The sequence below is a fragment of the Sinomicrobium halophytocola genome, assembly GCF_052983395.1.
In genome coordinates this window covers 274,256-297,320 of record NZ_JBRKIT010000040.1, presented here as the reverse complement: position 1 = coordinate 297,320, position 23,065 = coordinate 274,256, and the positions used below count along the sequence as shown (strand labels likewise).

General features: G+C 44.2%; 14 protein-coding genes. 3 read left to right on the top strand and 11 right to left on the bottom strand.

The features are described from left to right. Window positions 1-149: 149 nt before the first annotated feature. Window positions 150-1,598 carry a glyceraldehyde-3-phosphate dehydrogenase gene (locus ACVBDY_RS17985; RefSeq protein ID WP_447176845.1) on the bottom strand — a complete coding sequence of 483 codons (1,449 nt, stop codon included), beginning with the start codon at window positions 1,596-1,598 and terminating at the stop codon, window positions 150-152. Between the two features lie 268 nt (window positions 1,599-1,866). On the opposite strand from ACVBDY_RS17985, the gene ACVBDY_RS17980 reads away from it, so the two are divergent. After that, a complete protein-coding gene (locus ACVBDY_RS17980) occupies window positions 1,867-2,259 on the top strand; it encodes a lipocalin family protein (RefSeq protein ID WP_447176844.1) in 393 nt (130 codons plus the stop codon). Here the strand turns inward: ACVBDY_RS17980 and aroB are convergent. Then, window positions 2,256-3,344, bottom strand: coding sequence for a 3-dehydroquinate synthase (aroB, locus tag ACVBDY_RS17975; RefSeq protein ID WP_447176843.1), 1,089 nt, complete (start codon window positions 3,342-3,344; stop codon window positions 2,256-2,258). The genes ACVBDY_RS17980 and aroB overlap by 4 nt on opposite strands. A 311-nt stretch (window positions 3,345-3,655) precedes the next feature. On the opposite strand from aroB, the gene rpsA reads away from it, so the two are divergent. Further along, window positions 3,656-5,428, top strand: a complete 1,773-nt coding sequence (gene rpsA, locus ACVBDY_RS17970) for a 30S ribosomal protein S1 (protein ID WP_447176842.1) — start codon at window positions 3,656-3,658, stop codon at window positions 5,426-5,428. Between the two features lie 66 nt (window positions 5,429-5,494). On the opposite strand, the gene ACVBDY_RS17965 is transcribed toward rpsA, so the two are convergent. Beyond that, window positions 5,495-6,199 carry a hypothetical protein gene (locus ACVBDY_RS17965; protein WP_447176841.1) on the bottom strand — a complete coding sequence of 235 codons (705 nt, stop codon included), beginning with the start codon at window positions 6,197-6,199 and terminating at the stop codon, window positions 5,495-5,497. A gap of 300 nt (window positions 6,200-6,499) precedes the next feature. Between ACVBDY_RS17965 and ACVBDY_RS17960 the strand changes: the two genes are divergently transcribed. Next, window positions 6,500-7,264, top strand: coding sequence for a MerR family transcriptional regulator (locus ACVBDY_RS17960; RefSeq protein ID WP_447176840.1), 765 nt, complete (start codon window positions 6,500-6,502; stop codon window positions 7,262-7,264). A gap of 84 nt (window positions 7,265-7,348) precedes the next feature. Here ACVBDY_RS17960 and ACVBDY_RS17955 read toward each other — a convergent pair whose 3' ends face one another. From ACVBDY_RS17955 to ACVBDY_RS17920, 8 genes are all read right to left on the bottom strand, one after another. Further along, entirely contained in the window at window positions 7,349-8,839 is a 1,491-nt protein-coding gene (locus tag ACVBDY_RS17955) for a potassium/proton antiporter (RefSeq protein ID WP_447176839.1), read from the bottom strand. A 50-nt stretch (window positions 8,840-8,889) separates the two neighbouring features. Then, window positions 8,890-9,927, bottom strand: a complete 1,038-nt coding sequence (locus ACVBDY_RS17950) for a GMP reductase (RefSeq protein ID WP_447176838.1) — start codon at window positions 9,925-9,927, stop codon at window positions 8,890-8,892. Between the two features lie 145 nt (window positions 9,928-10,072). Continuing rightward, window positions 10,073-12,481 carry an alpha-ketoacid dehydrogenase subunit alpha/beta gene (locus ACVBDY_RS17945; RefSeq protein WP_447176837.1) on the bottom strand — a complete coding sequence of 803 codons (2,409 nt, stop codon included), beginning with the start codon at window positions 12,479-12,481 and terminating at the stop codon, window positions 10,073-10,075. Window positions 12,482-12,672: 191 nt separating this feature from the next. Beyond that, window positions 12,673-13,248 carry a PhnA domain-containing protein gene (locus ACVBDY_RS17940; RefSeq protein ID WP_447176836.1) on the bottom strand — a complete coding sequence of 192 codons (576 nt, stop codon included), beginning with the start codon at window positions 13,246-13,248 and terminating at the stop codon, window positions 12,673-12,675. Between the two features lie 146 nt (window positions 13,249-13,394). Then, window positions 13,395-16,298: a gluzincin family metallopeptidase gene (locus ACVBDY_RS17935; protein ID WP_447176835.1), complete on the bottom strand. Its 2,904-nt coding sequence runs from the start codon at window positions 16,296-16,298 to the stop codon at window positions 13,395-13,397. Between the two features lie 7 nt (window positions 16,299-16,305). Continuing rightward, complete coding sequence (locus ACVBDY_RS17930) at window positions 16,306-16,995, bottom strand: LOG family protein (protein ID WP_447176834.1); 690 nt, start codon at window positions 16,993-16,995, stop codon at window positions 16,306-16,308. Between the two features lie 282 nt (window positions 16,996-17,277). Continuing rightward, on the bottom strand, window positions 17,278-20,109 hold the full coding sequence (gene uvrA, locus ACVBDY_RS17925; RefSeq protein ID WP_447176833.1) for an excinuclease ABC subunit UvrA: 2,832 nt from the start codon (window positions 20,107-20,109) through the stop codon (window positions 17,278-17,280). A gap of 234 nt (window positions 20,110-20,343) precedes the next feature. Continuing rightward, a complete protein-coding gene (locus ACVBDY_RS17920; protein WP_447176832.1) occupies window positions 20,344-23,034 on the bottom strand; it encodes a TonB-dependent receptor in 2,691 nt (896 codons plus the stop codon). Window positions 23,035-23,065: the final 31 nt, after the last annotated feature.

Genomic DNA, 23,065 nt, shown 5'->3' with positions numbered 1-23,065 from the left:
TAAAGCCTCACCATGGTAAGTGAGGCTGCAAATATATAGAATATTATGAGTTTATAATAAATTGAAAAACAATAATCTAACCTTTTTCTGCTGTTTCTGGGCCTTGTAGAGGCATAGATTGACAAATTATTGGTTGTCGTTGCCGGAAATTAATAATAGGTGTATCTCCTTACCCTGGCAATATATTTGGCAAGCCGGATCACCTGGTGGCTGTATCCGTACTCGTTATCATACCAGATGTAGAGTACGATATTTTTTCCGTCCGCGGAAACAATGGTGGCTTTGCTGTCATATATGGACGGAGCGGAGGTGCCTATGATGTCCGATGATACGAGTTCATTACTGAGGGAGTATTTTATCTGCTCTACAAGCTCTCCTTCCAGCGCGTACTTTTTCATAATGGTATTGAGCCCTTCTTTCGAAGTGGTTTTTTCTACCTCGAGGCTCAGTACCACCAATGACCCGTTCGGGACGGGAACCCGTATGGCATTGGAAGTAAGTTTTCCTTCAAGTGAAGGCAGTGCTTTGGCAACAGCACTCCCGGCTCCGGTTTCGGTTATGACCATGTTAAGTGCTGCGGCTCTTCCCCTGCGATATTTGCTGTGCATATTATCTACGAGGTTCTGGTCGTTGGTATAGGCGTGGATGGTCTCAAGGTGTCCTTTTACAACCCCGAGAGAGTCTTCAATGACTTTAAGGATGGGGGTGATGGCATTGGTGGTGCAGGAAGCGGCGGAAAATATTTTTATCTCCTCCGGATCGTATTCTCTGTGGTTCACCCCGTGTACGATATTGGGAATGCCTTTTCCGGGAGCAGTGAGTAAAACGTGACTTACTCCTTTGGATACCAGGTGGCGGCTAAGTTGTTCCTTATCGCGAAAAGCCCCTGTATTATCCATTACCAGGGCATTGTCTATACCATAAGTCGTGTAGTCTATTTCTTCGGGAGCATTGGCAGATATCATATGCACGGTGGTCCCGTTGATGATGAGCGCATCGTTTTCCGGATCTGTGGCTACGGTGCCGGGAAAATCACCGTGTACCGAATCGTTACGTAGCAGGGAAGCCCTTTTTTCAAGGGTAACCGCATCGGATTTTCCCCGGGTAACAACAGCGCGGAGGCGAAGCTGGTTTCCTTTCCCGGTTTTGGCCATCAGTTCCCTGGCCAGTAGCCTTCCTATTCTTCCGAAACCATACAATACAACATCTTTCGGCTGTATTTCCTTACTGTTTTGTGCATCCTGTAGTTTGTCGTAGATAAAAGCGGTTACATTGGTGTATTTATCATCTTCCAGATGGTACTCGTAGGTGAGTTTGCCGATATCCAGTTTGGCAGGAGGGAGTGTCATTTGTTTAATAGCCTGTGCTAGTTCTACCGTATCAAAAATAGAGATGGGCTTCTGCACGAATTCTCCCGCATATTCATGCAGGTTGATGATCTCACTGACACTCCGGTCTATAAGCTGGTTCCGGAAGAGAACGAGCTCAATGGCTTTGTCATACCATAGGTCGCTTACTATTTTACTGAATTCCACGGAAGCTTTTCGGCGGTCTGCCTGAAAAGCAAGTTCCTTTTCGTAAGTTTTTGTAAAACTCATTTTTCTGTGTTTTGTGTAGTACCTCCCGCTTTTTGTACGAAAGGGTGTCATTAGTTTAGTGTTCGGGGGCAAAAGTATATATTTCAATCGTTTTCGTAAAGGTTTTGAATCAAAAAATAGAAGAAGGTTTTACGCTTTTTATAACGTTTAAAATACACTTTAAAAATGCAGACTAATGTTAAAACACGCAACCGTTCGAGAAGCAGGACATCTTAAAATAAATAAATGTTTCAAAAAGCAAATGATGTTTAAGCAACCCAAAACAAAGATGAAAACTATTTTAAGTATGTTCTTCGCGGTGTCCCTGGCCTTGGGATGTTCGGAGGATACAGACATTACCGAGGTTTCTGTTATCGGGAAATGGCAAATGACCGAAAGCTATGTTGGTACCGGAGCAGAGGATACTCGCTGGAAGAAGGTGGAAGAAGGAGCAATCTATCAATTTAAAGCGGATAGCACTTTTTCCTCCAATGCGACGGATTGCCCGGAAGGAAAATTTTCCATAAGAAGAGATACGCTTCAACTGGACTTTAACTGCAATTATTCCACCGAACCGCAGTATATACTGTTCAACTTTAAAGGAGGAGATCTTATATTTAACCCATTGGGTCCTCCCTATTGTATTGAAGGATGCCAGTATCGTTATGAGAAAATGGATTAACTCTTCTGAATTTCCTGTACCTTATAATAAGCAAAGGAACGGATTATTTTTTCGTTATCGGCCCGGATGTCTATGACCGGAATTCCTATGTCCTTGAGTAATACAAAATTGATGTTCCCGTGGGAATTCTTTTTGTCATATTTCAGATAGGATATGATGTGTTCTATGTCTGCTTCTTCTATATCTACTTTCTGGAAGTAGGAAAGGATAACCGAGGTTACCTGGTCCAGTTTTTCCTGTGGAAATCGCTCCAGCTCGACAGAAAGAAAGGTCTCCATTATCATGCCTATGGCAATGGCCTCTCCGTGGAGCAGGGTGGGTTTTTCGGGGTTTTGAAGGAAATATGATTCTATGGCATGACCCAGTGTGTGACCAAAATTTAATGTTTTACGAAGGCCTGCTTCCCTTGGATCCTGCATCACTATATTGTTTTTTATGATGATGGAGTCCCTTACCAGGGTATCCAGGTCATCCAGGTTAAAAGAAGAGAGGTCCAGAAACTCTGCCCAATAGTTCTTATCATAGATAAGCCCGTGTTTCAGCATTTCTGCCAGGCCGCTGCGCATTTGTTCTGCCGGAAGGGTTTGCAGCATGTCGGTATCTACGATCAGTATATCCGGAACATTGATTACTCCGACCTGGTTTTTTAAGGGACCCAGGTCTACACCGGTCTTTCCGCCTACGGAAGCATCTACCATAGCCAGGAGGGAGGTGGGAATATTCACAAAATCTATGCCCCGCATAAAAGTAGAAGCGACAAAGCCTCCGAGATCGGTAACCACCCCCCCCCCGAGGTTGATTACTACACTTTTTCTATCTGCTCCCATATCGGAGAGTACCTGCCACACCTGGCTACAGGTCTCCATATTTTTATGGATTTCCCCGGATTCTATTTCTATGACCTCTGCTGTAAAATCTTCCGGCATCTTGCCCATAAAACGGGAAAGGCAGTATTGGTGTGTGTGTTCATCGGTAAGGATAAAAACCTTGGAATGTTTTTTTTCTTCAAGATACTCATGGAGTTTTCCGTATCCGTTTTCATTGAAATAGATGTTATAACCGTTGCAGGAAATAGGTTGTAGCATTGACGTGTAATTTAAACTGTAATTTTGGCGCAAAGGTATTAAAAATGTCAGGAGCGGGGAGGGGGGCGAACGTTTTAAACACAATATTTTCCTTGTTTGTCAGAATTTCACAAGGAATAACGGTGTCAGGTACGTTTTTGTGTGAATTATTGTGGTGCAAACTTTTGGAAATCAAAAATATAATTGTAATTTTGCACTCCTTTTAAGCAAACCCAGGAGGGAAAGGCGTGTAAAAACTAAATTATTAATTCTTCTGAATTCCTATTGCTGCACCTCTTGTACGGATTCGGAATACAAATTTTAAATCAGCAATGGCTGACACACAAACAAAAACAGAACAGGATGTTAAGAATCCTGAAGAATTTTTAGCGAACTTCGACTGGCACAACTACGAGGAAGGTATTGAAAAAGTTGAAGAAGATAAACTTAAAGAGTTTGAAAAGCTCGTTGAGGAGAATTTCGTAGATACTGCCGATGAGGAAGTAGTAGAAGGAGTTGTGGCTCACCTTACAGACAGGGAAGCTATCATCGACATCAACGCTAAATCCGAAGGTGTTGTTTCTCTTAACGAATTTCGTTACAATCCCGGCCTGAAAGTTGGTGATAAAGTAGAGGTACTAATCGACGTTCGTGAAGACAGATCCGGACAGTTGGTGCTTTCTCACAGAAAAGCCCGTACGATAAAAGCCTGGGATAGGGTTAATGCTGCTTATGATAACGGTGAAATCGTAAACGGTTTTGTAAAATGCAGAACCAAAGGAGGTATGATCGTAGATGTATTTGGTATCGAAGCGTTCTTGCCAGGATCACAGATAGATGTAAAACCTATCCGTGATTACGATCAGTACGTAAGCAAAACCATGGAGTTCAAAGTGGTAAAGATCAACCATGAATTCAAGAACGTTGTGGTTTCGCATAAAGCGCTTATCGAAGCAGATATCGAAGAACAGAAAAAAGAGATTATCGGTCAGCTTGAAAAAGGTCAGGTACTCGAAGGAGTTGTTAAAAACATTACTTCTTACGGTGTATTTATCGACCTTGGAGGTGTTGACGGTCTTATCCATATTACCGACCTTTCCTGGAGCAGGATTAACCATCCGAGTGAGGTTGTGGAACTGGATCAGAAATTGAATGTGGTAATCCTTGATTTTGATGATAACAAGTCAAGAATTCAACTTGGTCTGAAGCAACTTCAGAAGCATCCATGGGAAGCTCTTAGCGACGACATTAAAATCGGAGATAAGGTAAAAGGTAAAGTAGTTGTTATTGCAGATTATGGTGCCTTTATCGAGGTAGCTGAAGGAGTGGAAGGACTTATCCACGTTTCTGAAATGTCCTGGTCTACGCACTTGCGCTCCGCTCAGGATTTTGTTTCCGTAGGAGACGAAGTAGAAGCAGTTGTACTTACTCTCGACAGAGAGGAACGCAAAATGTCGCTTGGTATCAAACAACTGACCCCGGATCCGTGGACAGATATCACCAGCAAATATCCTGTTGGTTCCAAACACGAAGGTATCGTACGTAACTTCACCAACTTTGGCGTATTCGTAGAGCTGGAAGAAGGAATTGACGGTCTTATCTATATCTCAGATCTTTCCTGGACCAAAAAGATCAAGCACCCGTCTGAGTTTGTTACCGTAGGGGACAAACTGGAAGTGGAAGTGCTGGAACTGGATGTTGAAGGACGTAAACTGAGCCTCGGTCACAAACAAACTACGGAAAACCCGTGGGATAAATACGAAACCGAGTTCGGTGTGGGTACGGTTCACACTACGGAAGTAAGTGAGATCGTAGACAAGGGAGCTACCATAAACCTCAATGAGGATATCGTTGCTTTCGTTCCTTCCCGTCACCTGGAAAAAGAAGATGGTAAAAAACTGAAAAAAGGAGAAACAGCCGAATTCAAAGTGATTGAGTTCAACAAAGAATTCAAAAGGGTTGTAGCTTCTCACACAGCTATCTTCAAAGAACAGGAAGAGAAGAACATTAAGTCTGCTACCAACACCAATGTGGAGAAAACAACTCTCGGTGACCTGGATGCTCTTGCAGAACTTAAAGAGAAAATGGATAAAGAGAATAAATAATTTTTTTGTTCATAATAGTAAGATAAAAACCTGGCAGAGCATTGCGATCTGCCAGGTTTTTGTTTTTTATTCGAATGTGACCGATATACTATCGTAATAGATGGTAGTAGTACCTTCAAAACCGGAATCCGTACCTAAGACCAGCCATAATTCACCATTTGCATTGCTGGTTGCCGTAAAGGGGTCGGTATTGCCTCTTTGTACGATGACATAGGTGTCATTGTCTGTTTCATTGGAGAAATCACCTATGTTGATCATGTCTTTTCCCGGTTGTGACTGATTTCCCTTGTCTATATTCATCTCGAAATAGTCATTTTCGCCTACCTTTTTTTCCGGCTCATCTTTTACAGCACCAGCCTTTATAAATACGGATTCTGCGGGACTTCCGCCTATACCCACCGACCCTTCCGGGGCATTGGAGGCTATGCGGATATCAAAATAAACACGGTATTCCCGGTTGGGATCGAGACCTGTTATTTTCCGTTTTATAAACATGAACAGATCATCACTGTGGTTATTCCCTATTTGCCTGAGGGCTCCCTCGGAGTCATCAAGGGGTTCAGGAAGAGGTGCGTAACCGAATTCCAGTTCGTAGAAGTCCTCCTCTCCTTCAGGGTAATCGGCAAAATCACCGCTCCATCCCTCCGCATCTTCGGAAAAATGGAAATCGACGGTTTTGGGGTTGTCGTTTCCGTCGTCGTCATCCGAGCATCCCGGAAAGAAAAGAAGACCAAGAATAAGGCAGACATAGCAATTGAATTTTGATACCATAACAATAAATTTTAGGGTTTAGTTAATAGATCGGTAAAGGAATCAAAGGTTGCGTGTAGCTAGATAAAATGGGTGTTATTCACCGAGCCAAGATTCGTTCATCAGGATAAAACTTAAATAGTTTCTGTAACAGTTTTTGTTTTTTGCCGTGTTTAGGGATGAATGAAAGTTAAAAATATGATATCAAAACACTATATATCATATGTTTATGTTTTATTTTCTGAAAAAGAACAAAAAATCCTTGACCCTTACCTTATGTCATAGCTTATTTTTGTTCCTGTTAATCTTAAAAGTACAGTCATGAAGTATCATTCGGTGAAAAAGCTGGCCAAAATAGCGGGAGTGAGTGTGCGTACACTACATTATTACGATCATATCGGCTTGCTGAAACCATCGGTTCGTACTACTGCTGGCTACGGAAAGTATGGGGAAGAGGACCTCCTTCGCTTACAGCAGATCCTTTTTTACAGGGAGCTGGCATTTCCCTTAAAGGATATAAAAGAGGCGCTGGATGATCCTGAATTCGATATTTTGATGGCGTTGGAAGATCACAGAAAACGCCTTATTGCCGAGAAAAATCGGATACATACCATGATGTCTACATTACAGCAAACCATTACAAATTTAAAAAACAAAAAAATGATAAAACCGGAAGATTTATACAAGGGGCTGCCGAGGGAACAGGCCGGGATCTGGCGAAAGGAAGCCATGGAAAAATGGCCGGGCCAGGTAGAGCACGCGGAGAAACAACTGCTGAAAATGGACAAAGAGAGTTTTCAGGCATTGCAGGACGGCTTCAAAGCGAATACCGAAAAGTTGTTACAGCTTTGTGACAGGAATCCGGCCGATGTAGAAGTGCAGTCGGAGATCCGGAGGCACTATGAGTATATTATGCGCTTCTGGGGGAATCCGAAAGCTACCAAGGCGGAAGCGTATAAAGGATTAGGAGATCTTTATGTACAGGATAAAAGGTATACTACGGTAAACGGAAAACCCAATCCTTTTTTTGCAGAATTTTTGCAAAAGGCGATGTATTATTTTACGGATACGGAACTCAACCGCTAAGGTAGGTTTGCCTGAGAAAGAGTATCTATACTGTTGTTTCGGGCGGGAGTAGGCGCTAAACGGCAAGTACCGATTAGTAGTTATTTAGTCCATTTCGTATTTGTGTTCTGTATCGCGTATCTGGAGGGTGTCATATACCTGTTCCAGTCCGTCCTTATTTTCGGCCAGGACCACCAGAAAATCCCCGTTTTCCAGTACGGTAGCTCCATTTGGTGTTATATACTTTCCGTTTCTTTTTATCATGGCAATGATCGCGTTCTTAGGAAAATGCAGGTCTACAATTTTTTTGCCTACGGAAGGATTGTCCGCGTCCAGGTGTATTTCTTCTAATGCGGATTTGGCACTGTCGGACAAAAAGAGGTCTACCGGTGTTTTTCGTTTGGCTTTTTCCGGAAGTGCTACATGAAGCAATTTGGCTACAACCGATAGGGTGGTCCCTTGCACGAGTACGGAGGTTACGGAGACGAAGAACACAATATTGAAAATGATACCTGCTTTGTCTATACCGGCTAGTAAGGGATAAGTAGCAAATACGATTGGAACGGCTCCTCGTAGTCCTACCCATGAAATATACCAGCGCCTGCGAAGTTTCATTCTGAAGAATACGAGGCTGAAAAATACGCTGAATGGCCGTGCGATAAAGATCAGGAAAAGTGAAATGAGGATGCCTATACCAAAGATAGGTGGGATTTGACTGGGATAAACCAGGAGCCCCAGGGTCAGGAACAGGGCTATCTGCATAAGCCAGGCCAGTCCGTCAAACATTCTCATAATGGTCTTCTTGTGAATGATATCCTGGTTGCCAAGATATACGGCGCACAGGTATACGGCAAGAAACCCATTGCCTCCTATGAAATCGGTAGCTGAAAACGTAAAAAACATGAGCGCTATTGCCAATACCGGGTATAGTCCTTCAAAATCGATATTGATCTTGTTAATGATAAATTTACCGGCTTTACCAAAGAGAAAGCCCAATAGCAGGCCCAGGGAAATCTGTTTCAGGAACATCGGTACGACAGACCATATGCCTTCATCCTGGTTTATTACCAGGCTCAGAAACGCAATAGTCAGGAAATATGCCATCGGGTCATTACTACCACTTTCCAGTTCCAGGGTGGGGCGTATGTTGGTTTTGAGGGCTATGTTTTTGGACCTGAGAATAGAAAAAACCGCTGCGGCGTCTGTTGATGAGACAATCGCACCAAGTAACATCCCTTCGTAGATCGTAAAATCGGTGATGGCCCATACAAAAAAGCCCAGGGATGTGGCGGTAAGAAGCACCCCGAGGGTAGATAATGATATTCCCTGCCAGAAGACGGGTTTAATTGATTTCCAGCTGGTGTCCAGTCCCCCTGAGAAAAGAATGAAATTTAAAGATACGATACCGATGAACTGCGCTGTTCCCAGATCATCAAAGTGAATCCCCCCGATGCCTTCGGAGCCGGCCAGCATCCCTATGGCAAGGAACAGGATAAGGGTAGGAAGCCCAACGCGATAGGAAGTTTTTCCGGCAATTATACTTATAAAGAGCAGGGCAGAGCCTATGAGTAAAATGTTCTCGGTGGTTATATTCATAATTGTTAACTATCTGAATGCGGGGAATAGAATTCCGTTCGCATGGGCATCTATTCGAAAACTTCGTTTTGTTGTTCCGTAACACGAATAAAAGTAGTTCTTTTAGTCAGTTCTTTAAGGCGTTGGGCGCCTACATATGAGCAGGTAGACCTAAGGCTTCCGAGAATATCCTTTACTGTATTTGTTACATCTCCTTTGTACGGGATTTTTACAGTTTTACCTTCGCTGGCACGATATTCGGCCACTCCTCCGATGTGTTTTGTCATTGCGGTTTCAGAGCTCATACCATAAAAGAGTTTGTACTTTTGTCCGTCTCTTTCTATGGTTTCCCCGCCACTCTCGGAATGTCCGGCCAGCATGCCTCCCAGCATCACAAAGTCGGCTCCACCGCCGAATGCTTTGGCTATGTCGCCCGGTATTTTACACCCGCCGTCCGAAATGATCTGGCCACCCAGACCGTGGGCAGCATCAGCACATTCTATAATAGCAGATAACTGAGGATAGCCAACTCCCGTTTTTACTCTTGTGGTACAAACGCTTCCGGGGCCTATGCCAACTTTGATAATATCGGCCCCGGCCAGCAGAAGTTCTTCTACCATTTCCCCGGTAACCACATTCCCGGCAATAATCACTTTTTCGGGGAACTGTTTCCTGGTCGCCTTTACAAAAGAGACAAAGTGTTCGGAATAACCATTCGCTACATCGATGCATATGAATGAGATCTGAGGGAATTTACCGAGAAGTCTATGCAGTTTTCCTGCGTCTTTATCCCCGGTTCCGGTACTTATCGCAATATGGTCTGCAATCTCTTTTCCACCGTTAGCCATAAACTCTTCCCATTGTTGGAAACTGTAATGCTTATGAATGGCGGTTATGAGTTGGTGGGTAGCAAGGGCAAAAGCCATTTCAAAAGTTCCTACGGTATCCATGTTTGCCGCAATAATCGGGACTCCGTTCCAGATTTTACCCGTATGCATGAATCTGAATTCCCTTTCGAGACTAACGGCTGCCCTGGAATTCAGAGTAGACCGCTTCGGGCGTATCATTACATCTTTAAACCCTAGTTTTATATCGTTTTCTATTCGCATAACAGGTACTTTCCTTAATTTTTAATAAAGAAAAGGATTATGGCCAAAAAATCCTATGCGGGATACGATTTTTTTGTTGTATCAAAGGGTTTATACGGTAATTTTCACCTGTTACGGTTTATAAGAATAATGAAAGTGGACACAATTACCTTAGTTTCGGATATTTCACAGGATCAGCTTCGTGCATAATGGCGTAAATTCTTTCGAAAATGTCTTCTGCATTCGGTTTGGAAAAGTAATCTCCATCGGTCCCGTAGGCCGGTCTGTGTGGTTGTGCGGTAAGGGTTTGTGGAGCGCTGTCCAGGTACTTGTATGCTTCCTGCTTTTCCACCACTTCCTGCATCAGGTAAGCCGAAGCTCCACCGGGAACATCTTCATCAATAATGAGCAGTCGGTTTGTTTTCTTTACACTTTCTACGGTTTCATGGCGGATGTCGAACGGTAAAAGTGTCTGTGCATCGATCACTTCAGCGTCGATGCCTGCTTCAAGAAGGTCTTTGGCTACCTGTTCCACAATGCGGAAGGTAGAACCGTAAGACAGCAGCGTAATGTCTTCACCTTCTTTTACAACATCGATCTTTCCGATTGGAGTACGAAATTCCCCCAGGTTTTCCGGCAGGTATTCTTTGAGGCGATAGCCGTTAAGGCTCTCTATAATAAGGGCGGGTTCATCACTTTCCATAAGGGTATTATAAAACCCGGCCGCTTTGGTCATGTTTCTCGGGGTGAGGATATACATACCCCTGAGCAGGTGAATGAGCCCTCCCATCTGCGATCCTGCGTGCCATATACCTTCCAGGCGATGTCCCCTAGTTCTTACGATCACGGGGGCCTTTTGTTTTCCCATGGTGCGGTAATGTAACGATGCCAGATCGTCACTCATGGTCTGAAGCGCATACAGTATATAGTCGAGATATTGTATTTCCGCAATGGGGCGTAGCCCTCTTAGAGCGAGTCCTATACCTTGTCCCAGAATGGTGGCTTCGCGTATTCCGGTATCGGCTACCCGGATATCGCCATATTTCTTCTGAAGTCCTTCGAGCCCCTGGTTTACGTCTCCGATATTACCACTGTCCTCGCCAAAGACAAGAGCGTTGGAATATTTGGAGAAAAGCTTGTCAAAATTATCCCGGATCACAATACGTCCGTCTACCAATTCTGGGTCTTCACCGTATTGTGGTACTATTTCTGTTACACCGATAGCCTTGTCGGGAAGCTCGCTATACAGGTGAGAACTGTATTTCGGTTGTTCTTCTCTGAGGTAATTTTCTATCCAGGCCGACAGTTTGTCTTTTTCCTCCAGGGTTTCATGTATTACATAGCGGAATGCACGCCTGCTTAAGGAAAGTATATCCTTTTTGGCTGGTTCGTCTATGGCTATAAGATCGTTTTTCAGTTTGTTGATAAAAGATTTATTAGCACTTTTACCCGCCAGGCTGTCCAGTAGGGCAATAGCTTCTTTCTTTTTGCTTTTTACAGGGGATATAAATTCAGCCCAGGCTTCTTTTTTCGCCTCGCGGACCTCTCTTTTTACTTCCTTTTCAAGAATGGCCAGTTCTTCTTCGGTTGCAAAACCGTTGTCCAGAAGCCATTCCCTCATTTTGAGGTTGCAGTCATGCGCCCTTTCCCAATCAAGTCTTTCCTTGTTCTTATATCTTTCGTGTGACCCGGAAGTCGAATGCCCTTGTGGCTGGGTGAGTTCCGTTACATGGATAAGGACGGGAACATGTTCTTCCCGGGCCAGTCTTCCCGCATTTTCATAGGCTTCTACAAGAGCAGGATAATCCCATCCCTTTACCACTGTGATTTCGAAGCCGGGTTTGTCGTCGCGTTGAAAACCTTTCAGGACTTCGGATATGTTTTCTTTAGTAGTCTGGTGTTTTGCGTGTACGGATATTCCATACATGTCGTCCCAGATACTTATTACCATAGGGACCTGTAGTACTCCTGCGGCATTAATGGTCTCGAAAAAAAGGCCTTCACTGGTGCTGGCGTTTCCGATAGTACCCCAGGCCACTTCATTTCCGTTATCGGAGAAGTTAGCGCTGTCCATGTCCCCGGACTTCCGGTAGATACTGGATGCCTGTGCAAGCCCCAGTAACCTTGGCATTTGTGCCGCGGTAGGGGAGATGTCACCACTGCTGTTTTTCTGTTTGGTAAGGTTTTTCCAGCTTCCGTCTTCATTCAGGTTGTGGCTCAGGAAGTGACCACCCATCTGCCTCCCCGCGCTCATGGGTTCTTTTTCTATATCAGTGTGCGCATACAATCCTGCAAAAAAATGCTTTGCAGTCAGGCTTCCTATGGCCATCATAAAGGTCTGATCGCGGTAATAACCACTACGGAAGTCACCGTTTTTGAAGGCCCTGGCCATAGCGAGCTGGGGTGTTTCTTTACCGTCACCAAATATACCGAACTTAGCTTTTCCCGTCAAGACTTCCCTTCGGCCGAGGAAACTGCATTCCCGGCTCATTACGGCTATCCTATAGTCGTCCAGAACCTGGTTTTTAAAATCGTTGAAGGTGATGTCTTTCTGGGAATCTGTTTCGGTATGCATGTTATTGTTTTAAAGGGTGTACAAAATTAAGGAAAACATTCCGCTTTTGCAAGACCTGCAAGGTGTCTTTAGGTGTTGTATTGATAATTTAAAGTGCATTTTTTTAATAAAAAATCAAATTAATCTTTATATTTGAGTTTTTATTGCGTTTTGTTTAAAGGAAAGACATCGGGACTTCCCGTAAAGAGAAATCATGTCTTCTTTACAAATTTAGTTAATATAACGATTTGTTGCCCTTCCACTTTGCCTTCTATTTGTTCAGGATTGTCGTGGACGAGGGAAATTCTCCGTACGGCTGTACCTCTTTTTGCGGTCAGGGACGAACCTTTTACGTTCAGGTCTTTGATAAGTACTACGGTGTCCCCGGCTTCGAGGACAGCACCGTTACTGTCCGTATGATTTACAGTACTTTTGTCACTGGCATCATCGGCGGCCTTTGCCCATGCCAGGGTTTCATCATCCAGGTACATCATGTCCAGCAGATTTTGTGGCCAGCCTTCCGATTTCAGCTTGTTTAACATACGCCATGCCATAACCTGAACCGCAGGAACAGTACTCCACATGCTATCGTTCAGACATCGCCAGTGGTTGGTATCGATGGTTTCCGGATTTTCTATCTGTTGCAGACAGGTATCGCTGATCAGGATGCTAGCATCTGCTCCTTCTACGGGAGAACCGGGTATCTGGTAAACTTTCAAATTATCTGTAGCACCGCTTAACTCACAAGTGGAGCCACTTCTCTCGTGTAGTTGTTCTTCTATATTCATCAGAATGATTTTACAGGGCAAATATAGGGGAATTAAAATTCGGTGGGTACGGAAAGTTTTTCCTGATGGAGTATTACTCTCTTTTAATAAACCAGGTTATCTTCTTTGTAATGCTATGTTGAAAGAACACGGGCGGGACCATGATCTCAAAACCATTTTCTGGTAAACAATTTAACCAGGGTTTTAGGAGACAGCGTGACAATAAAACGTATTTTTTCATTGTACTGAGGCTGTGCGATTTCCCATCCGTTATTGGAGTAGAGTGGAAAATACAATTCGAAGTAATCGGTAACGAGGTTTAACCGTATACCGGAATCATAAACGAAGCGTTCCGGTTCCTGCTTACTTTTAATCCAGCCGATATCGCCATAAAGTTCTACCCATCTCCAGACATTGAAGCTGCCATTGGCAGTTACCATCCAGTTATTGGCGTAGGGGTCCAGGAACTTGGATTTGAATCCTCCTTCGGCAATGATGATCTGCTGGCTCAGTATCCCTGAGGTTTCGGATCTTCCCAGGTAGCCAAAATCAAACAGGTAATCAGTGGGGCGGTCCAGGGCAAAACTGAAATAATCGGAACTGGTATCGTTGTAAATAAATTTTCCCGCGAACAGACGGAGGTTAAGCTGCCTGTTATTCTGATATAATTTCCGGTATTCCAGGTCAAAAGATAACTTGGAGAAATTACCGGCCAGTTGAAAATCGGTGAACCAGGAGAAATAGTTGATGATGCCATTATTGGAATACGAATACCTGGTATTGAAAACACTGTAATCGGGGTCTGTGTTATCCGGGTTTACGAGATCGTCCTTCTGCCGGATAACGTTTACAAAACGAAAGGTGAGGGATTCTTTTATATTGGACCGGAAATCATCGGTCCGGAAGCCAAGACTTATAGCCGGGGTAATAGTGCTGTACCGGAGGTTTGGAGCGTAGTGATAGCTGGAACCGCTGACGGAAAAAGTACTCAAATACAGGTTGTCCTGGTCCATATAATTCCGGTAGGCGATGAGACCGGAACCGACAAGGGATTTTCCTTTGGTGGCCAGAGCAGGTACCATATCGTATAAAAACGGTTGTGTTGTCAGAGTTTTGTTGTGCAATCGCATTCCAAGTACTACGCCGTCATAATAGTTGTACGAAGCCGTGGGGACGAAGAAAACCTGGTTGTAGTACGGATTTTCTGCGTCTTTAAAGAATTGCAGTTTTATTCGCCGGTTCTGTGAGAAAAAACCATTCAGGGACTTCCAGTTATCACGCTGATTGAATTCAGGGATTATCTTGTCGTAATTTAATACCAGTCTTTTTTCCTGGTTATACGGAATACGAAAGGTCTTTTCTCCGATAATATTTTCAAACCAGTATTTGGAAAGGACGCTGTCGTTACGAACCCCAAAGAGGGAAATAGGGACATTGGTCCGCCGCTTGTTCTTTATGGTGACGTAAACGGAATCTTCGGTCTTTTTTACCTTTTTTATGGTAAAGTCTATCTTGTGCCTCGTACTCACATATTCATCAAAAAACCAATCTATATTCTTGGATGTGCCCTCTTTAAGAGTCTCTTCAAAATCGATGGCGCTGACGTATCCGAGTGAATGTTCCCGATAGAATTCTTTTATTTTTTCGGGGATGCTGCCGTCTCCTAGATAGTTTTCGAGATAAACGAGCCCCAGCCCGGCTTTATATTTACCTGCTATTTTTTCATTGAATTTGATAAGCTCGTCTTTTGGGGCGGCCAGAGACTGGTCCAGATTTCTGCTGGCCATAAGCATAAACAGTAACGGATATTGATCGTTAAAGCCTTTTTGTGCGATGTGAAAGCTTCTTACCAGCCATAAATCGGATAACTTACCCATCAGTTTCATGTCCGGATAAAATTCCTCAACATATTTTATCATGAGATAAGTTTGTATGGCATCAGTGATCCAGCGATCTTTCCGGGTATTCAGGAACAGGTTATTTTCGAGGTAATCGTTGAGGGTGGTTTTGAGCAGTTTCAATTCGTACTGGAATTCCTCAGGAAACGGCCGGAGAAAGGAGGGAAGCTGGTTGAGTCCGTAAAGTGGATTTTTTTTGTATTCGGTTTCGGTTGCCAGGAGTTTGGAATAAGGGTATGTACCCAGATGGTCATAGATATAATTTATGACCCGGTCTACGGCCATTTTCCTTGCCTCTGGCCCCATATCTTTAAAGGCGATGTTCGTCGTGAGAGAGAGATGGTGGTTGGTATAGGTCTGGAAAGAATTGTCCCTTTCCAGGTAGAGTTTCACATCATTTCTTTCGTTACCGGTGAGTACGACCTGTTGTAAATCCCCTATCTTTTTAGTTTCAGCTATATTCAGATTGGTGTTCAGGGCGTAGCTCTCCGGGTAGTTAAAAACTACCTTGTAATCGGTTTTATCCGTATAGAGGTCATCCAGGTTTTTATTACTATATATGACCCAGTCATCACTGTCATCATCATAAACAGCCGGGGTAATGTACCAGTATCTCAAGGTGAAATTTCCGTTATCTTCAAAACCGTAACGTGTGAATTCTGCTGAAGGGAGTCTAACGGAATAGGAAAGCTTCAGTAATAGGTCATCACCGGGATAGACCGGGAAATTAAGCTGGACTTTGATGATGTCTTTAGAGTCCATCCGTTCCCATTCGATCGGGTTAAAATTTTTGTCTACGATAGAGATAACTTTGGTGCTTCCGCGCACCCTATTTTTAGCCAGGTGAAGGCTTTTGTCGAATTCCTCACCGAACCTTTTGGCCAGGGCAGTGTTCTTCCCGGAATAAGCATTGTTCCAGTCTGTTAAATAAATAGTATTGAGAGTATCACGGGAACGGTTGTGGAAAATGATTTCCTGCTGTATGTTAATTGTTTTGCTAGCCGGAAGGAATCTCGCTACAATAGTCTGGCGGTTTTGGGCCGAAAGGCTTTGCAGTGTTGTTAACAGGAGCAGGAGAATGAAAAAGCCGCAATTCCGGGCAAAATATCGCAGGGGTGCGTAAAGGATGCACCTTTTTTCCGGGTATTTGATGTTTTTATATGGTTGCGGCATATTGGTCTTAAAAATTTGGGCTGAGGTTAGATTCTTTGTAAAAAGAATCCAGGATTTCCAGCACATCATCTTCGGTATCCACAATTTTTACAAGATCCATATCCTGGGGGCTGATATTGCGCTGGTGTTCCAGGAGGGAAGTACGTACCCATTCGAAGAGCCCTCCCCAAAACTCGGAGCCAACAAGTATGATGGGAAATTTACCGATTTTTTTTGTTTGTATCAGGGTGATGGCCTCAAAAAGCTCATCCATCGTACCGAAACCACCGGGCATAACTACAAATCCCTGGGCATATTTAACAAACATGACCTTTCGAACGAAAAAATAATCGAAATGAAGGTTTTTGTCGTTGTCTATATAGGGATTGTCATGCTGCTCGAACGGAAGGTCGATATTCAGGCCAACCGAAGTGCCGCCGGCGAGGTGGGCTCCCTTATTCCCGGCTTCCATGATACCGGGACCTCCTCCCGTAATTACGCCATAACCGTGATTAACTATTTTGAATGCGATCTTTTGGGCAAGGTCATAATATTTTTCTCCGGGCTTAGTCCTTGCCGATCCGAATATGGATACACACGGACCGATCTTGCTCATTTTTTCAAATCCACCTACGAATTCCCCCATAATTTTAAAAATGGCCCAGGAATCGTTTGCTTTTATTTCATTCCAGCTTTTGTGGTGATGTTTTTGACTCATATATAGTATTCTGTTTTTTATGCCAATCCCGGTCCTTTCCGGTATTTGTTTTCGGGGCCGTCACTTCCTGATTTATTTTTCAGATTGTAAACATAGATAATTTTACTTTTATCTATATTATAATAGAATTAAAATTTAGTATTCGAAAACAGTGTTGCGATGCGTAAGGGTAGTTTGCCGGTTTCCTGTTTTTATCTATGTCTGTCCCCGGAGGTTTGGGATTTTTTTACAATGATAAGGCGAACATCCTGCAAAAACGGATCTTATCTTTTTGCAGAATGTTTATTCCAGTTCTTTTTTTAAAAATTTTGCCGTATAGCTTTTAGGATGTTTACTCACCTCTTCGGGCGTGCCGGTGGTTATTATCTGTCCTCCTCCTTTTCCTCCTTCATAACCGATATCGATGAGGTGGTCTGCCATTTTTATAACATCCAGGTTGTGTTCTATGATCAGAACCGTATTTCCTTTATTTACCAATCGATTCAGTACTTCCATCAATACCCTGATATCTTCGAAATGCAAACCTGTTGTGGGTTCGTCCAGGATGTAAAAGGTGTTTCCGGTATCCCTTTTGGAAAGTTCGGTGGCTAGTTTTATACGTTGTGCTTCTCCTCCCGAAAGGGTGGTGGACTGTTGTCCAAGGGTAATGTAACCAAGTCCAACATCCTGGATAGTCTTTAATTTTCGGTATATTTTGGGGATGTTCTCAAAAAATTCTACGGATTCGTTTATAGTCATATTCAGAACATCCGAAATAGATTTCCCTTTGTATCTTATTTCCAGAGTTTCCCGGTTGAACCGTTTACCCTGGCAGGTCTCGCATTCCACATATACATCGGGTAAGAAGTTCATTTCAATAACTTTTACCCCGGCTCCCTGGCAGGTTTCACATCTTCCCCCGGTTACGTTAAAGCTGAAACGGCCCGGTTTGTAACCTCTTATCATTGCCTCCGGCGTTTTGGCAAACAGGTTGCGTATTTCACTGAAAACACCGGTGTAGGTCGCCGGATTGGACCTGGGAGTCCTTCCTATGGGTGATTGGTTAATGTCTATGACTTTGTCCGTATGCTCCAGCCCTTGAATGCTTTTGTATGGCATGGGCTTTTTAACGGCATTGAAAAAATGTGCATTAAGGATAGGGTACAGGGTTTCATTGATGAGGGTAGATTTTCCGCTTCCCGATACCCCGGTCACCCCGATCATTTTACCCAGGGGGAATTCCACATCCACATTCTTGAGGTTGTTTCCGGTGCAGCCTTTCAAAACGATAGTATTGCCGTTACCTTTTCTCCGTTTTTCCGGGATTTCTATTCTTCGGGAGCCATTGAGATAGTCGGCTGTGAGGGTGTGGTGCTTCTTCACTTCGTCCGGATGCCCCTGTGAAATAATCTCACCGCCATGCCTTCCCGCTCTGGGACCTATGTCAATAACATGGTCGGCCCTTTCTATCATGTCTTTGTCGTGTTCTACTACGATAACAGAGTTACCAATATCCCGTAGGGCCTCCAGGGAGTTGATAAGCCGTTCATTGTCCCGTTGGTGCAGTCCTATACTGGGCTCATCAAGTATGTAGAGTACACCTACCAGTTGTGAACCTATTTGTGTAGCCAGACGGATACGTTGTGCTTCTCCCCCGGAAAGTGATTTGGACCCGCGATCCAGTGCGAGGTAATTAAGCCCCACATCCAGAAGGAATTGCAACCTGGAACGGATTTCCTTTAAGATCTCCTCGGCTATTTTAAACTGTTTTTCGGACAGGTGCCCGGGGAGATTTTTAAACCATATTGCCAGGTCGGAAATGTCCATAGAGGCCAGTTCCGCTATGTTTTTTTCGTTTATTTTAAAATAGAGGGATTCTTTGCGCAGGCGGGAACCTTCGCATTCCGGGCAAACGACTTTGTCCATGTATTCCTTGGCCCATCGTTTTACCGAGGCCGAAGGATTTTCCTTGTACTGGTTTTGAATGAAGTTTAAAATACCTTCAAAGTCTATTCTGTAATCGCGTGTAATCCCCAGGGTTTTGGAAGCGATAGAGAATTTTTCGTTTCCTCCGTAAAGGATCATGTTTATAGCTTCTTCGGGGATATCTTTTATCGGGTCGGTAAGCTTAAAGTTAAACCGTTCCGCAATAATTTCCACCTGTTTGAATATCCACGATTTTTTATATTCTCCCAATGGTGCTATACCTCCTGATTTTATGGTGGCATTGCGGTTGGGAATTATTTTTTTAATATTGATCTCACGTACTGTTCCCAGTCCGCTGCAATGCGGGCACATTCCTTTCGGGGAGTTGAACGAGAAGGTGTTGGGTTCCGGATTGGGATAGGAAATACCTGTGGTGGGGCACATGAGGGTACGGCTGAAGTAACGCGTGTTATCTCCTCCGTGTTCCATAACCATGAGAACATCGTCCCCGTGGTACATGGCCGTGTTGATGCTCTCCATCAGGCGTTTCTGGAAGTCTTCGTCTTCGTTTACCTGGAGACGGTCAATGACAATTTCTATGTCATGGGTTTTGTACCGGTCTACCTTCATCCCTTTTTCCAGGTCTTTTATTTCCCCGTCTACACGTACTTTGACAAATCCCTGTTTGGCGATCTGTTCGAAAAGTTCGCGGTAGTGGCCTTTTCTCGATTTGATTACGGGAGCGAGAATGTAGACGCGTTTGCCGGCAAAATCCTGAATAATGAGTTCTTTGATCTGTTCATCACTGTAACTCACCATCTTTTCGTTGGTATTGTAACTGTATGCATCCGATGCCCTGGCGTAGAGTAACCTGAGGAAGTCATAAATTTCGGTAATGGTCCCTACCGTAGACCTTGGTGATCTTGAAGTGGTCTTTTGTTCTATGGCGATTACGGGGGACAGTCCATCTATTTTATCTACGTCCGGACGTTCAAGTCCACCCAGGAATTGCCGGGCATAAGCGGAAAAGGTTTCAATGTATCTGCGTTGCCCTTCGGCATATATGGTATCGAAAGCAAGGGATGATTTCCCGCTTCCGGACAAACCGGTAATGACCACAAGTTTTTCCCTGGGAATGGTGACATCGATATCTTTCAGGTTGTGAACTCTGGCACCGAGGACTTCAATGTTCTCTTCGAAATTCGTCATAAAGAAATGCTTAAAAAACAGCTTTTTGGACAAAGTGACGAAATTACGAATTTTCCGCTTATGGAGAGTAGGTCTGATATGGAATTATCCGGGAAAATAAAAAGAGGAGTCCCGGGGAGGATCTCCTCTTTGTTTTGCAGCATCCGGGGTAAAGCGGATGAGGTTTGTTCTTGACTATTTTGTAGTGTAATTTCCTTTTGGATGACAGTTTTTTGGTATTCTAACTATTGTTTTTCAGAAATTAAGATTTAGCCTTGCATAATAGAAAGCTCCACTGAATCCCATTTGTACGGAGTCCCAATATCCACCACTTTCCGACCAATCATCCTGCTGGGTGGGATAGATGTTAAAGAGGTTGTTGCTTCCTATATTCAGTTTCAGATTCTGGTTGAGTTGAAAGCCCAGGTTGAGATCGGTGACTATTTTCGGATCGTAAGTGTCGGTGGCGGCTGTGATCTGGTTGTCAAAATTATCGTTATAGTCGGCTACATCTTCAAACATTTGCCAGTCCAGAAGTTCTATTTTACTGAAACGGGTCAGGGCCAGGTTGATGTCAAACCACCGGATGCCATAGTTGAGGTTGAGGTTGAATTTGTTTTCGGGTGCGGAAGCCAACAGGAAGGCCTTGTCTCTTTCCCCGAAAAATATCTGTTCGTCCAGGTCATTGTTGTGTACTTTTTTGATCTTCATATCGTTGATATTTCCCGTAAGGATGGCTGAAAACCGGCTTTCGCCAAAATATCTTTTCCAGGAAAGGATGATATCCACACCTTTGGTCTCTGTGTCTGCACCATTTACAAAGAACTGCGCCTGTTCCACGTTTTCTATTTGTGGTGCAGGGAAGTTCCCCGTAAGTACAATTCGGTCGTTCACTTTGATCCAGTATCCGTCTATGGTAGCGGTAAATTCCCCGAAACCGGCAGTAATTCCTATCGCAGCATTCAGGGCTTTTTCTTCGTTTAGGTTGTCAATACCGAACGATTTGGTTACCGGACTGTTGTTCGGAGACAATAAAGTTTCCACTGCTACTCCTCCCTGGAAATCGGTAAAACGAAGGTTGTAGTATATCTGTGCAAGAGATGGGGCGCGGAAGCCGGTACTTGCGGAAGCCCGCAGGTTGATATTGTCCGAAACCTTAAATCTTGCGGCCAGTTTTCCGTTCAGGGTGCTGCCGAAGTCACTGTAATTTTCAAACCGGGCTGCTGCCGCAATTAAAAAACGATCGGACAGGTCAAATTCCCCATCGGCGTAGAGTGAGATGTTAGAGCGGTTTCGGTCTACTTCGTTTGCAGGTCCGTACCCCGGAAACCCTTGTGAGCCGCCGGGACGAGGGACCTCTTCACCGTCAATAACAACGGTAGGGATGGTTTGGTTGGAGGGGTCTGTAACGACTACTCCGTTTTCATCATATGTTGCCCAGGAACCTTCTTCTCCCGCAAAAATACTGAAGTTTTCGGTACGGTATTCCATACCGAATGCCAGGTTCATGCCGTGAAGTACGTTGTCATAGTATTTGGAGAAGTTTACGCCTGTGGTATTCTGACTGAGGCTGTGGCCTCCCGCATCGAAATCGGTAGGAGATAAAGCGCCGAGGGAAGCGTTCAGGGTGCCTTTGATGAAATAGTGAAAGTTGTTTTTACCCCAGGTGTTGTTGATGTCTATTTTCCAGCCGCTTTCGGTTTCGGTGCGCACACCGGCAGATATGGAATTGTCTGTTATGTTGGAAGTTATCCTCGGGGTGAAGCCGTCCGGATAAATTTCGGTTACGTTTCTTTCGGTAGGATTGTTACGGGTAAAGGCAAAAGCATCGGTATCGCGGTAATTCCTCCCTCCGAAAAGGTATATTTCGGTTTTGTCAGTTACCGGAACTGCTGCATTCAACATAACATTGAACCCTTCTACTGCGGCTTCCCCGAACCCTTTGCGAAAGTCGAAAGTGGGACGAAGCGTCTTGTTTTTGTGGATATATTCCGTGGTGATATTGGCGAAACCGCCTTCCCCGATACCTACGCCATAATTGGCGGCAACCCTGATGCTTCCCCCGTCAAGATCCTTGTCTTTGTCAAGCTGGTTCCCGTCTTTGGAGGTGGATAACCGGTAGCCATCCGTATTCCATTGTCCGTATTCTCCGAACTGGTAGAAATCTCCGTTGGCATTGGTATTGTAGGCACCATAACTTACGCTTCCGGTCAGTTCATCCGTATTGTTTTTTAAGACGATATTGATAACTCCCGCAATGGCATCCGACCCGTATTGGGCAGAAGCTCCGTCCCGCAGTATCTCTATACGCTTAATGGCCGCAGCGGGAATGGCATTCAGGTCAGTTCCGGTATTTCCTCTTCCCCTTGTTCCGAAGAGATTGATAAGGGAAGACTGATGTCTCCTCTTGCCGTTTATAAGAACCAGGGTCTGGTCAGGTCCCAATCCCCGGAGCGAAGCGGGGTCTACATGGTCTGCTCCGTCCGAACCGGACTGTTTGCCGGCATTGAAGGAAGGTGCTGCATATTGCAGGATCTGGTTGATCTCTATCTGTCCGCTTTTTGCCGTAACCTCTGCCAGGTCGATGACATCTACGGCTACGGGAGTATCGGTGGCAGTTCTTTTGGGACTTCTGGACCCGACCAGTTGTACTTCGTCCAGGAGGACTCCTTCGGAAAGGGTAACATTCAATGTAGGGTCGCTTGCTTTTATTTCGGATGTGGTAAAACCAATATAGCTGAAAACAAGAATTGCCCCTTCGGAGACGGATATTTCATATTTTCCATCAAAATCCGTAGAGGTTCCGTTGGAAGTTCCCTTTTCTACAACATTTACCCCGGCCAGGGGAGTGCCGTTTTCATCGTTTACTGTCCCGGTAACAATGTTTTGAGAATAAATGAGTTGCGAATGAATAATTAAAGTACATAGAATCAGTAGTTTTTTCATAATATATGGTATTAATTCGAGTGTGTTTCTA